This is a genomic window from Streptomyces sp. NBC_00572 (assembly GCF_026341815.1).
In the GTDB taxonomy this organism is placed as follows: domain Bacteria; phylum Actinomycetota; class Actinomycetes; order Streptomycetales; family Streptomycetaceae; genus Streptomyces.
In genome coordinates this window covers 511,234-523,770 of sequence record NZ_JAPENX010000001.1, presented here as the reverse complement: position 1 = coordinate 523,770, position 12,537 = coordinate 511,234, and the positions used below count along the sequence as shown (strand labels likewise).

Genomic DNA, 12,537 nt, shown 5'->3' with positions numbered 1-12,537 from the left:
TCCGTCCGCCGGCCGGGTGGTGACGGGTGTTGCCTGGGGTTCAGAAGCCCCGCTCCCGCTCCCTCTCCTCCACATACGCGTTGTACGCGGCGACCTGCGCCCGCCGTGCCACCCGCTCCACCGGGCGCAGCGCGGCGCCCCGCGCCGCCATCTCCGACGCGCTCACCGCGCCTCCGTGCCCGTGGTCGTACGCCAGGTCCACCAGCAGGCCCACCCGCTGCGCCAGCTCCAGGACCCGCACCGCACGCGGCGGGTATCCCGGGGCGAGGACCTCACGCCCCACCTCCGCCCGCGCCCGGTAGGCCTCCCGGGCCGCGTCCGCCGTCGGGCCCGAGCCCGCCACGTCGAGCCGGGTCAGTACCGACGTCGCGTCCCGCAGCGCCTCCGCCAGTTCCCGCTCGGCCTCCCCGAGCGACGGCACGTCCGCGGGCGGCGCCTGTCGTACCGCGAGGCAGCGCCAGACCACCTCCACATGGACGTCACCCACCGGCCCCGCCTCCGAGACCTCCGGCACGAGGCCGTACGGCGCGCCGTAGCCCACCGCCGCCTCCTCCGCCTCCAACGCGCGAGCGTTGAAGTCCGGTGGTCCGCTCAGCCCCAGCGGATGCCCCGGCGCGGGCAGCGCCACCCGCCACCCGGTCACCCCGAGCCGCCGCAGCCGGCCCAGCGCGAGCGTCAGCCCCACCGGCCGCGCCTCACCCGGCAGCCCCTCCACGCGGTGCACCGCGTCCTCCCCGACAATGGCCAGCGCCGCCTCGTCCGGCGACACCGCCCCGGCCAGCAGGGCGTTGCCCCAAGCGGCCAGGCGTCCTGAGCGTGGTTCCGAAAGCATCCCCCAAGACTAGGGGGCGCACCGGAGACTCAAAGGAAGCCCTAGGGACCGGCCCGCTCCGTCGATAACGTAGGTTTTCCCCTGGACGCCGCGCCCATCGGCGCAAGGCGACGACACGACTCGACCGCAAGGGGAGACAACGCGCTCATGAGCGATGTACTGGAGCTGGTGGACGTATCCGTGGTCCGCGACGGACGGGCTCTGGTGGACGAGGTCTCCTGGTCGGTCAAGGAGGGCGAGCGCTGGGTGATCCTCGGACCCAACGGCGCCGGCAAGACCACCCTTCTGAACATCGCCTCCAGCTACCTCTTCCCCACCAAGGGCACCGCCCACATCCTGGGCGAGCAGCTCGGCGGCGTCGGCACCGACGTCTTCGAGCTCCGTCCCCGCATCGGCGTGGCCGGCATCGCCATGGCGGAGAAGCTCCCCAAGCGCCAGACCGTCCTGGAGACCGTCCTCACCGCCGCGTACGGCATGACCGCCACCTGGCACGAGGACTACGACCCGGTCGACGAGCAGCGCGCCAAGGCCTTCCTCGACCGCCTCGGCATGAGCGAGTACCTGGACCGGAAGTTCGGCACCCTCTCCGAGGGCGAGCGCAAGCGCACCCTGATCGCCCGCGCGATGATGACCGACCCCGAGCTCCTCCTCCTCGACGAGCCCGCCGCCGGCCTCGACCTCGGCGGCCGCGAGGACCTCGTCCGCCGTCTCGGCCGCCTCGCCCGTGACCCGTACGCCCCCTCCATGATCATGGTCACCCACCACGTCGAGGAGATCGCGCCCGGCTTCACCCACGTCCTGATGATCCGTCAGGGCAAGGTGCTCGCGGCCGGCCCGGTGGAGATGGAACTGACCTCCCGCAACCTCTCGCACTGCTTCGGCCTGCCGCTCGTCGTCGAGCGCGTCGGCGACCGCTGGACCGCCCACGGCCTGCCCCTGAAGTAGCGGACGAAGCGCCGGCGTCCCGCACAGCCGCCCGCGCCCTGTCCCGGAGCACCCCACCCGCCCTACCATGACCATGTGGACATCGACGCATGGGTGTGGTGGCTGATCGGCGCGGTGGGGCTCGGCATTCCGCTGGTCCTGACGGCGATGCCCGAGTTCGGCATGTTCTCCGTCGGAGCGATCGCGGGTGCGGTGACCGCGGCCCTCGGCTTCGACGTCGTCCCCCAGGTGCTCGTCTTCGTCGTCGTCTCGGTGGCGCTCGTCGCGGTGGTGCGCCCGATCGCCGCCCGCCACCGTGACGGCAGACCTCAACTCGCCACCGGAATCGACGCCCTGAAAGGCCGTCAGGCCGTCGTCCTGGAAAGGGTCGACAGCAACGGAGGCCGCATCAAGCTCGCCGGAGAGATATGGTCCGCCCGCACGCTCGACATCGGACAGAGCTTCGAACCGGGCGAACAGGTCGACGTGGTGGACATCGACGGGGCGACCGCCGTCGTCATGTGACCGAACCTCGCCCATGACGCTCCGCCATCTGGGAAACTCGATCATCGAAAGCCACCCGGCAGACAACCGGCAGCGAAGGGCACGGGGAACACGATGTCATCAGTCATCATCGTCCTGATCATTCTGGTGGTGCTCGTCTTCATCGCCCTGATCAAGACGATCCAGGTCATTCCGCAGGCGAGCGCGGCGATCGTGGAGCGCTTCGGCCGCTACACCCGCACCCTCAACGCCGGACTGAACATCGTCGTCCCGTTCATCGACTCGATCCGCAACCGGATCGATCTGCGCGAGCAGGTCGTCCCGTTCCCGCCGCAGCCGGTGATCACCCAGGACAACCTCGTCGTGAACATCGACACGGTCATCTACTACCAGGTGACCGACGCGAGGGCCGCGACCTACGAGGTCGCCAGCTACATCCAGGCGATCGAGCAGCTCACCGTCACCACCCTGCGCAACATCATCGGTGGCATGGACCTGGAGCGGACCCTGACCTCCCGCGAGGAGATCAACGCCGCGCTCCGGGGCGTCCTCGACGAGGCCACCGGCAAGTGGGGCATCCGCGTCAACCGCGTCGAGCTCAAGGCGATCGAGCCGCCGACCTCCATCCAGGACTCGATGGAGAAGCAGATGCGCGCCGAGCGCGACAAGCGCGCGGCGATCCTCACCGCCGAGGGCACCCGCCAGTCCGCCATCCTCACCGCGGAGGGCGAGAAGCAGTCCGCGATCCTGCGCGCCGAGGGCGAGTCCAAGGCGGCCGCCCTGCGCGCCGAGGGCGAGGCCCAAGCCGTCCGTACGGTCTTCGAGGCCATCCACGCCGGCGACCCGGACCAGAAGCTGCTCTCGTACCAGTACCTCCAGATGCTCCCGAAGATCGCCGAGGGCGACGCCAACAAGCTCTGGATCGTGCCCAGCGAGATCGGCGACGCCCTCAAGGGCCTCTCGGGTGCCTTCGGCAACAAGGACGGCAGCGTCCCCGGCTTCAACACCAAGTCCGTCGGGGCCCAGAGGCGAGACGAACCGCCGGTTGACTGACACGTACACGTAATCTTCGTGCATGATCAGTGCGAGCCCCTCGACCCCGACGACCTCAGGGCGGGGAGGCGACTCACTGATCATGTAAGGAGATGGCGTTGTCCATCTGGGAAGCCCTGGCAGTCTTCGCCGCCGGCATCGGCGCCGGCACCATCAACACCATCGTCGGATCGGGAACGCTCATCACGTTCCCGGTCCTTCTCGCGACCGGACTCCCCCCGATCACCGCGAACGTCTCCAACGCCCTGGGACTCGTCCCCGGTTCCATCAGCGGAGCCATCGGCTATCGACGCGAACTCAAGGGCCAGAAGCGCCGCATCCTCCGCCTCGGCGCCGTCGCCCTCCTCGGCGGCCTCATCGGAGCGATCCTGCTCCTGGCGCTGCCGTCCGCGGCCTTCGACGCGATCGTCCCCGTCCTCATCGGCCTCGCGCTCGTCCTGGTCCTCTTCCAGCCCCGGATCTCCGCCGCGGTCAAGCGCCGCCGCGAACAGACCGGTACCGAGGCCCACCCCGACGGCGGCCCCGTCCTCCTCGTCGGCCTCTTCCTCGCCAGCATGTACGGCGGATACTTCGGCGCCGCCCAGGGCGTGCTCTACCTCTCCCTGATGGGCCTGTTGCTCCACGACACCCTGCAGCGGATCAACGCCGTCAAGAACATCCTCGGCGCCCTCGTCAACGGCGTCGCCGCCGTCTTCTTCCTCTTCGTCGCCGAGTTCGACTGGACGGCCGTGCTGCTCATCGCCGTCGGCTCCACCATCGGCGGCCAGATCGGCGCCAAGGTCGGCCGCAAGCTGCCGCCCACCGTCCTGCGCGGAGTGATCATCGCCGTGGGCGTCATCGCCATCCTCCAACTGACGCTCCGCTAGGCCCCGTCGGCCGGAACGACGGAACGGCCCGCTTCCCCACACCGGGGGAGGCAGGCCCTTCCGTACGAGCCGGGCGAGCCAGCGTTACGCGGCCGCCTTCGCCAGCCACTCAGGCAGCTCCGACCGCTCGCTCGCCCTCATCGCCAGCAGCATCGCGTCCGCCGGCGTCGGCTCGAACGGCTGGAACAGCAGCGGCATCCCCGCCTGCTCCGGCGTCCGGGCGGCCTTGCGGTGGTTGTCCTCGGCGCACGAGGCGACCGTGTTCAGCCAGCTGTCCCCACCGCCCTGGGCACGCGGCACCACGTGGTCGACGGTCGTGGCCCGCCGCCCGCAGTACGCGCACCGGTGCTGGTCCCGCACGAGGACCCCCCTCCTCGACCACGGTGCCTGTCTTCGGAACGGCACCCGGACGTACCGGCAGAGCCTGATCACCCGCGGCACCGGAAGATCGACGGCCGCACCTCGCACCCGCAGATCGGGATGGGCGTGCTCGACGACGGCCTTGTCGGTCAGGACGAGCACCACCGCACGGTTGAGAGAGACCGTCGACAGCGGCTCGAAGCTCGCGTTGAGTACCAGCGTGTCCCGCATTGTGCCCACCTCCCGTGTGCAGGCCCGGCCCCGGAGCGGGGCGGTGGGGCCTGGATCAACGATGGCCGGGCCGGCCGGGGTCGGACAACGCAATATTTCCCCGCGCAACAAAAGATGCCCGCTTCTGATCTCTCCAAGACCAGAAGCGGGCAAACAACAAACGAACTATCAGACCGCCGCGGGAGCTGCGTACTCACCGATCAACTGGGCACGCCCCAGCGTGTGGAACCGCAGGTTGAAGCCGACCACCGCGGGCGACACATCGCCGTCGGGACCGAGCTTCTCGCTGTCCACCGCGTACACCGTGAACACGTAGCGGTGCTGCTCACCCGCCGGAGGAGCGGCACCACCGAAGTCCTTCGATCCGTAGTCGTTCCGGACGTGCACGGCCCCGGCCGGCAGCCCCTCGAACGACCCCGACCCGGCACCGGCGGGCAGCTCGGTCACCGACACAGGGATGTCGAACAGCACCCAGTGCCAGAACCCGCTGCCCGTCGGGGCGTCCGGGTCGAAGCAGGTGACGGCGAAGCTCTTCGTCTCCGCCGGGAACCCCTCCCAGCGCAGCTGCGGCGAGGTGTTCCCCGCCGCGTACACCTGCGCGTCCTTCAGGACCCCGCCCGGCGCGATGTCGCCGCTCACCACCGTGAACGCCGCCACCGGCGGATGGAAGTCATGGGGGAGCGGCGCCCTCTTGCCCTCGGACACGTCGAAACCTCCGTATCGCCCGTACTGCCTCAGCAGCCTTTACGGGCCCGAGCCTAGAGCCAGTTGCGACGGCCGCCGACCTCGGCGAGCCACTGGTTCAGGTAAGCCGCCCAGTCGGTGGTGTGGAAGTCGTGCAGACCCACCTTGAAGGCGCGGAACGAGTCGCTGCCCTCACCGAACAGACCCGGCTTCTTGTCCATCTCCAGGACGACGTCCATCTCACGGTCGTCCGCGACGAAGCTGACCTCGACCTGGTTCAGGCCCCGGTACTGCTGCGGCGCGAAGAACTCGATCTCCTGGTAGAAGGGCAGCTTCTGCCGCGTCCCCCGGATGTGCCCGCGCTCCATGTCCGCGCTCTTGAAACGGAAGCCCAGCTGGAGGAAGGCGTCCAGGATCGCCTGCTGCGCCGGCAGCGGGTGCACGTTGACCGGGTCCAGGTCACCGGAGTCCACCGCGCGGGCGATCTCCAGCTCGGTGGTCACACCGATGTTCATGCCACGCAGCTGCTGCCCGGAGACCGAGGTCACCGGCGTCTCCCACGGGATCTCCAGACCGAACGGCACCACGTGCACAGCGCCGGCCTTCACCTCGAAGGCACCGCCCAGACGGACCTTGACGAACTCGATGTCCTGCTTGTGCTCCTGGTCGCCGCCCTCGACCTCGACCCGCGCCTGCAGGCCGACGGAGAGCCCCTCGATCTGCTGGTCGACACTGCCGCCCTGGATCCGGACCTCACCCTGGACGACACCGCCCGGAACCACGTTCTCCTCGGTGAGCACCGTCTCCACGGTGGCCCCACCGGCACCCAGGCTCGCGAGCAGCTTCTTGAATCCCATGACCTTCACTCCTTCTCAGTCCTGACCCCTACATACGCGCGACGACCGTAGTCGGTTCCCCACCGGACCCCCACTACGCTCGGGCGCCATGAGCGAGAGCCCCGACCGTACGCCGCTCCCACGGACCTTCTTCGACCGCCCGGTCCTCGACGTGGCGCCCGATCTCCTCGGTCGCACACTTGTCCGCCGTTCGTCCGGGGGAGTGATGGAACTACGCCTGACGGAGGTGGAGGCGTACGCCGGCGCGATCGACCCCGGCTCGCACGCCTTCCGGGGCCGTACGGCACGCAACGCCGTCATGTTCGGGCCGCCCGGGCACGCGTACGTCTACTTCACCTACGGCATGTGGCACTGCCTCAACCTGGTGTGCGGCCCCGAGGGCGAGGCGAGCGGGGTACTGCTCCGCGCGGGCGAAATCCTGCGGGGCGCCGAGCAGGCCCGTCCCCGCCGCCGCTCGGCCCGGTACGACCGCGAGCTGGCCCAGGGCCCCGCCCGCCTGGCCACGGCCCTGGACATCGGCCTCCCCTTGAACGGCACCGACACCTGCGCCGGCCCGGACGCCCCCCTCACCCTCCTCACCGGCACCCCACCCGCCCCCGACCGCATCCGCACCGGCCCCCGCACGGGAGTCGGCGGCGACGGCGCCCCGCACCCCTGGCGCTTCTGGATCGACAAGGATCCGACGGTGAGTCCGTATCGTGCTCATACGCCCCGGAGGAGCACACTTGACTCAAGACGTCCGACCGCCTAACGTAGCCCGAGCAGCTGGTTACGGGCCTGCTTGTTCAAGCACCCCGCAGCTGCCATCCACTACTCAAGATGACTCCCCAGCAGGGGCTTATTTCGGCATGCCGGAATTCGAATTCGATTGCTCGATTATGAGTCGCCGAAGAAATCAGCTAACGTAGTGAACACGCCGAAAGGCGAAAGGCAGCCAACAGGCCACTGGATACAAACTCCGAACCGGAAACGGAACGGAAAACGATCTGGTAAGGTTGGAAACACGAAGGGAAGCCCGGAGGAAAGCCCGAGAGGGTGAGTACAAAGGAAGCGTCCGTTCCTTGAGAACTCAACAGCGTGCCAAAAATCAACGCCAGATTAGTTGATACCCCGTCCATCTTCGGATGGCGAGGTTCCTTTGAAAGTCCTGCCGGCCCTTGTGGCGGGTAGGCAACATACACAGCGAGGACGCTGTGGACAGTCGGCCTTATTCCGGCCTGACTGTCCCGCTCAACGCGAGTGTCACCCGATTACGGGTAAACATTCACGGAGAGTTTGATCCTGGCTCAGGACGAACGCTGGCGGCGTGCTTAACACATGCAAGTCGAACGATGAAGCCCTTCGGGGTGGATTAGTGGCGAACGGGTGAGTAACACGTGGGCAATCTGCCCTTCACTCTGGGACAAGCCCTGGAAACGGGGTCTAATACCGGATAACACCGGCTTCCGCATGGGAGCTGGTTGAAAGCTCCGGCGGTGAAGGATGAGCCCGCGGCCTATCAGCTTGTTGGTGGGGTAATGGCCTACCAAGGCGACGACGGGTAGCCGGCCTGAGAGGGCGACCGGCCACACTGGGACTGAGACACGGCCCAGACTCCTACGGGAGGCAGCAGTGGGGAATATTGCACAATGGGCGAAAGCCTGATGCAGCGACGCCGCGTGAGGGATGACGGCCTTCGGGTTGTAAACCTCTTTCAGCAGGGAAGAAGCGAAAGTGACGGTACCTGCAGAAGAAGCGCCGGCTAACTACGTGCCAGCAGCCGCGGTAATACGTAGGGCGCAAGCGTTGTCCGGAATTATTGGGCGTAAAGAGCTCGTAGGCGGCTTGTCACGTCGGGTGTGAAAGCCCGGGGCTTAACCCCGGGTCTGCATCCGATACGGGCAGGCTAGAGTGTGGTAGGGGAGATCGGAATTCCTGGTGTAGCGGTGAAATGCGCAGATATCAGGAGGAACACCGGTGGCGAAGGCGGATCTCTGGGCCATTACTGACGCTGAGGAGCGAAAGCGTGGGGAGCGAACAGGATTAGATACCCTGGTAGTCCACGCCGTAAACGTTGGGAACTAGGTGTTGGCGACATTCCACGTCGTCGGTGCCGCAGCTAACGCATTAAGTTCCCCGCCTGGGGAGTACGGCCGCAAGGCTAAAACTCAAAGGAATTGACGGGGGCCCGCACAAGCAGCGGAGCATGTGGCTTAATTCGACGCAACGCGAAGAACCTTACCAAGGCTTGACATATACCGGAAAGCATTAGAGATAGTGCCCCCCTTGTGGTCGGTATACAGGTGGTGCATGGCTGTCGTCAGCTCGTGTCGTGAGATGTTGGGTTAAGTCCCGCAACGAGCGCAACCCTTGTCCTGTGTTGCCAGCATGCCCTTCGGGGTGATGGGGACTCACAGGAGACCGCCGGGGTCAACTCGGAGGAAGGTGGGGACGACGTCAAGTCATCATGCCCCTTATGTCTTGGGCTGCACACGTGCTACAATGGCCGGTACAAAGAGCTGCGATGCCGCGAGGCGGAGCGAATCTCAAAAAGCCGGTCTCAGTTCGGATTGGGGTCTGCAACTCGACCCCATGAAGTCGGAGTTGCTAGTAATCGCAGATCAGCATTGCTGCGGTGAATACGTTCCCGGGCCTTGTACACACCGCCCGTCACGTCACGAAAGTCGGTAACACCCGAAGCCGGTGGCCCAACCCCTTGTGGGAGGGAGCTGTCGAAGGTGGGACTGGCGATTGGGACGAAGTCGTAACAAGGTAGCCGTACCGGAAGGTGCGGCTGGATCACCTCCTTTCTAAGGAGCACAGTACCGATTGCAGGCAAATGTTCTGCACGGTCAGCTCATGGGTGGAACGTTGATTAGTTGGCACAGTCTCTCTCCGAGAAATCGTTAGTACTGCTTCGGCGTGGAAAACGGGCTTCGAGGAACGGACTGTGCTTGGCACGTTGTTGGGTATCTGAGGGTACGGCCGTAAGGTTTGTATCTTCGCGATGCCGGCCCCAGTGAACTCACCTGCTTGTCGGGTGGGGTGATGGGTGGCTGGTCGTTGCTTGAGAACTACACAGTGGACGCGAGCATCTGTGGCCAAGTTTTTAAGGGCGCACGGTGGATGCCTTGGCACCAGGAACCGATGAAGGACGTGGGAGGCCACGATAGTCCCCGGGGAGCCGTCAACCAGGCTTTGATCCGGGGGTTTCCGAATGGGGAAACCCGGCAGTCGTCATGGGCTGTCACCCATGCCTGAACACATAGGGCATGTGGAGGGAACGAGGGGAAGTGAAACATCTCAGTACCCTCAGGAAGAGAAAACAACCGTGATTCCGGGAGTAGTGGCGAGCGAAACCGGATGAGGCCAAACCGTATGCGTGTGATACCCGGCAGGGGTTGCGCATGCGGGGTTGTGGGATCTCTCTTTCACAGTCTGCCGGCTGTGAGACGAGTCAGAAACCGTTGATGTAGGCGAAGGACATGCGAAAGGTCCGGCGTAGAGGGTAAGACCCCCGTAGCTGAAACATTAACGGCTCGTTTGAGAGACACCCAAGTAGCACGGGGCCCGAGAAATCCCGTGTGAATCTGGCGGGACCACCCGCTAAGCCTAAATATTCCCTGGTGACCGATAGCGGATAGTACCGTGAGGGAATGGTGAAAAGTACCGCGGGAGCGGAGTGAAATAGTACCTGAAACCGTGTGCCTACAAGCCGTGGGAGCGTCGCTCATTGAGTTTACTCAATGGGTCGTGACTGCGTGCCTTTTGAAGAATGAGCCTGCGAGTTTGCGGTGCGTTGCGAGGTTAACCCGTGTGGGGAAGCCGTAGCGAAAGCGAGTCCGAATAGGGCGATTCAGTAGCGCGCTCAAGACCCGAAGCGGAGTGATCTAGCCATGGGCAGGTTGAAGCGGAGGTAAGACTTCGTGGAGGACCGAACCCACCAGGGTTGAAAACCTGGGGGATGACCTGTGGTTAGGGGTGAAAGGCCAATCAAACTCCGTGATAGCTGGTTCTCCCCGAAATGCATTTAGGTGCAGCGTCGTGTGTTTCTTGCCGGAGGTAGAGCACTGGATAGGCGATGGGCCCTACCGGGTTACTGACCTTAGCCAAACTCCGAATGCCGGTAAGTGAGAGCACGGCAGTGAGACTGTGGGGGATAAGCTCCATGGTCGAGAGGGAAACAGCCCAGAGCATCGACTAAGGCCCCTAAGCGTACGCTAAGTGGGAAAGGATGTGGAGTCGCAGAGACAACCAGGAGGTTGGCTTAGAAGCAGCCACCCTTGAAAGAGTGCGTAATAGCTCACTGGTCAAGTGATTCCGCGCCGACAATGTAGCGGGGCTCAAGCGTACCGCCGAAGTCGTGTCATTGCAGCAATAGGGCCAACGCCCGCTGTGATGGGTAGGGGAGCGTCGTGTGCCGGGTGAAGCAGCCGCGGAAGCGAGTTGTGGACGGTTCACGAGTGAGAATGCAGGCATGAGTAGCGATACACACGTGAGAAACGTGTGCGCCGATTGACTAAGGGTTCCTGGGTCAAGCTGATCTGCCCAGGGTAAGTCGGGACCTAAGGCGAGGCCGACAGGCGTAGTCGATGGACAACCGGTTGATATTCCGGTACCCGCTTTGAAACGCCCAATATCGAGCCCATTAATGCTAAGGCCGTGAAGCCGTTCCGGACCCTTCGGGGAAAGGAAAGTGGTGGAGCCGCTGACCCAAGGTGGTAGTAGGTAAGCGATGGGGTGACGCAGGAAGGTAGTCCAACCCGGGCGGTGGTAGTCCCGGGGTAAGGGTGTAGGGCGTTGTCCAGGTAAATCCGGACAGCACATAGCCTGAGACCTGATGCCGAGCCGATTGTGGTGAAGTGGATGATCCTATGCTGTCGAGAAAAGCCTCTAGCGAGTTTCATGGCGGCCCGTACCCTAAACCGACTCAGGTGGTCAGGTAGAGAATACCGAGGCGTTCGGGTGAACTATGGTTAAGGAACTCGGCAAAATGCCCCCGTAACTTCGGGAGAAGGGGGGCCACGTCTGGTGATCGGATTTACTCCGTGAGCTGGGGGTGGCCGCAGAGACCAGCGAGAAGCGACTGTTTACTAAAAACACAGGTCCGTGCGAAGCCGTAAGGCGATGTATACGGACTGACGCCTGCCCGGTGCTGGAACGTTAAGGGGACCGGTTAGCTCTGTTTCGACAGGGCGAAGCTGAGAACTTAAGCGCCAGTAAACGGCGGTGGTAACTATAACCATCCTAAGGTAGCGAAATTCCTTGTCGGGTAAGTTCCGACCTGCACGAATGGCGTAACGACTTCTCGACTGTCTCAACCATAGGCCCGGTGAAATTGCACTACGAGTAAAGATGCTCGTTTCGCGCAGCAGGACGGAAAGACCCCGGGACCTTTACTACAGTTTGATATTGGTGTTCGGTTCGGCTTGTGTAGGATAGGTGGGAGACTTTGAAGCCGTGACGCCAGTCATGGTGGAGTCGCCGTTGAAATACCACTCTGGTCGTGCTGGATGTCTAACCTCGGTCCGTGATCCGGATCAGGGACAGTGTCTGATGGGTAGTTTAACTGGGGCGGTTGCCTCCCAAAGGGTAACGGAGGCGCCCAAAGGTTCCCTCAGCCTGGTTGGCAATCAGGTGTTGAGTGTAAGTGCACAAGGGAGCTTGACTGTGAGACCGACGGGTCGAGCAGGGACGAAAGTCGGGACTAGTGATCCGGCGGTGGCTTGTGGAAGCGCCGTCGCTCAACGGATAAAAGGTACCCCGGGGATAACAGGCTGATCTTCCCCAAGAGTCCATATCGACGGGATGGTTTGGCACCTCGATGTCGGCTCGTCGCATCCTGGGGCTGGAGTCGGTCCCAAGGGTTGGGCTGTTCGCCCATTAAAGCGGTACGCGAGCTGGGTTTAGAACGTCGTGAGACAGTTCGGTCCCTATCCGCTGCGCGCGTAGGAATATTGAGAAGGGCTGTCCCTAGTACGAGAGGACCGGGACGGACGAACCTCTGGTGTGCCAGTTGTCCTGCCAAGGGCATGGCTGGTTGGCTACGTTCGGGAGGGATAACCGCTGAAAGCATCTAAGCGGGAAGCCTGCTTCGAGATGAGTATTCCCACCTCCTTGAGAGGGTAAGGCTCCCAGTAGACGACTGGGTTGATAGGCCGGATGTGGAAGCCCAGTAATGGGTGGAGCTGACCGGTACTAATAGGCCGAGGGCTTGTCCTCAGTTGCTCGCGTCCACTGTGTTAGT

The 12,537-nt window shown here is 64.3% G+C and carries 9 protein-coding genes and 2 rRNA genes; 7 read left to right on the top strand and 4 right to left on the bottom strand.

The window, feature by feature from the left end; all coding sequences use genetic code 11:
- Window positions 1-40: 40 nt before the first annotated feature.
- Window positions 41-832 carry a hypothetical protein gene (locus OG514_RS02435; RefSeq protein ID WP_266890325.1) on the bottom strand — a complete coding sequence of 264 codons (792 nt, stop codon included), beginning with the start codon at window positions 830-832 and terminating at the stop codon, window positions 41-43.
- A 147-nt stretch (window positions 833-979) separates the two neighbouring features.
- Between OG514_RS02435 and OG514_RS02430 the strand changes: the two genes are divergently transcribed.
- The 4 genes from OG514_RS02430 (at window position 980) to OG514_RS02415 (ending at window position 4,179) form a co-directional block, all read left to right on the top strand.
- Window positions 980-1,777 (top strand): ABC transporter ATP-binding protein, encoded by a 798-nt coding sequence (locus OG514_RS02430; protein ID WP_266890323.1) that lies wholly within the window; start codon window positions 980-982, stop codon window positions 1,775-1,777.
- Between the two features lie 75 nt (window positions 1,778-1,852).
- Entirely contained in the window at window positions 1,853-2,281 is a 429-nt protein-coding gene (locus OG514_RS02425) for an NfeD family protein (RefSeq protein ID WP_266890321.1), read from the top strand.
- Window positions 2,282-2,374: 93 nt separating this feature from the next.
- Entirely contained in the window at window positions 2,375-3,313 is a 939-nt protein-coding gene (locus OG514_RS02420) for an SPFH domain-containing protein (RefSeq protein ID WP_266890319.1), read from the top strand.
- A 92-nt stretch (window positions 3,314-3,405) separates the two neighbouring features.
- Entirely contained in the window at window positions 3,406-4,179 is a 774-nt protein-coding gene (locus OG514_RS02415) for a sulfite exporter TauE/SafE family protein (RefSeq protein ID WP_266890317.1), read from the top strand.
- Between the two features lie 84 nt (window positions 4,180-4,263).
- Here the strand turns inward: OG514_RS02415 and OG514_RS02410 are convergent, their stop codons facing one another.
- The 3 genes from OG514_RS02410 to OG514_RS02400 all read right to left on the bottom strand — a co-directional run bounded on the left by OG514_RS02410 (window position 4,264) and on the right by OG514_RS02400 (window position 6,311).
- Window positions 4,264-4,770, bottom strand: coding sequence for an HNH endonuclease (locus OG514_RS02410; protein WP_030322763.1), 507 nt, complete (start codon window positions 4,768-4,770; stop codon window positions 4,264-4,266).
- A gap of 168 nt (window positions 4,771-4,938) precedes the next feature.
- Entirely contained in the window at window positions 4,939-5,475 is a 537-nt protein-coding gene (locus OG514_RS02405; protein ID WP_266890313.1) for a YbhB/YbcL family Raf kinase inhibitor-like protein, read from the bottom strand.
- A 53-nt stretch (window positions 5,476-5,528) separates the two neighbouring features.
- Window positions 5,529-6,311, bottom strand: a complete 783-nt coding sequence (locus tag OG514_RS02400; protein ID WP_266890311.1) for a sporulation protein — start codon at window positions 6,309-6,311, stop codon at window positions 5,529-5,531.
- 88 nt (window positions 6,312-6,399) lie between these two features.
- On the opposite strand from OG514_RS02400, the gene OG514_RS02395 reads away from it, so the two are divergent.
- The 3 genes from OG514_RS02395 to OG514_RS02385 all read left to right on the top strand — a co-directional run bounded on the left by OG514_RS02395 (window position 6,400) and on the right by OG514_RS02385 (window position 12,512).
- Window positions 6,400-7,062, top strand: coding sequence for a DNA-3-methyladenine glycosylase (locus tag OG514_RS02395; protein ID WP_266890309.1), 663 nt, complete (start codon window positions 6,400-6,402; stop codon window positions 7,060-7,062).
- Window positions 7,063-7,574: 512 nt separating this feature from the next.
- A 16S ribosomal RNA gene (locus tag OG514_RS02390) occupies window positions 7,575-9,100 on the top strand.
- Window positions 9,101-9,389: 289 nt separating this feature from the next.
- Window positions 9,390-12,512: ribosomal RNA gene (locus tag OG514_RS02385) — 23S ribosomal RNA — on the top strand.
- The 16S and 23S rRNA genes sit together here, the layout of an rRNA operon.
- Window positions 12,513-12,537 lie beyond the last annotated feature (25 nt).

What these genes read in the sequence shown, in the direction of transcription:
- OG514_RS02435 (WP_266890325.1), bottom strand. Translation starts at nt 832, where the DNA reads ATGCTTTCGGAACCACGCTCAGGACGCCTGGCCGCTTGGGGCAACGCC.
- OG514_RS02430 (WP_266890323.1), top strand. Translation starts at nt 980, where the DNA reads ATGAGCGATGTACTGGAGCTGGTGGACGTATCCGTGGTCCGCGACGGA.
- OG514_RS02420 (WP_266890319.1), top strand. Translation starts at nt 2,375, where the DNA reads ATGTCATCAGTCATCATCGTCCTGATCATTCTGGTGGTGCTCGTCTTC.
- OG514_RS02415 (WP_266890317.1), top strand. Translation starts at nt 3,406, where the DNA reads ATGGCGTTGTCCATCTGGGAAGCCCTGGCAGTCTTCGCCGCCGGCATC.
- OG514_RS02410 (WP_030322763.1), bottom strand. Translation starts at nt 4,770, where the DNA reads ATGCGGGACACGCTGGTACTCAACGCGAGCTTCGAGCCGCTGTCGACG.
- OG514_RS02400 (WP_266890311.1), bottom strand. Translation starts at nt 6,311, where the DNA reads ATGGGATTCAAGAAGCTGCTCGCGAGCCTGGGTGCCGGTGGGGCCACC.
- OG514_RS02395 (WP_266890309.1), top strand. Translation starts at nt 6,400, where the DNA reads ATGAGCGAGAGCCCCGACCGTACGCCGCTCCCACGGACCTTCTTCGAC.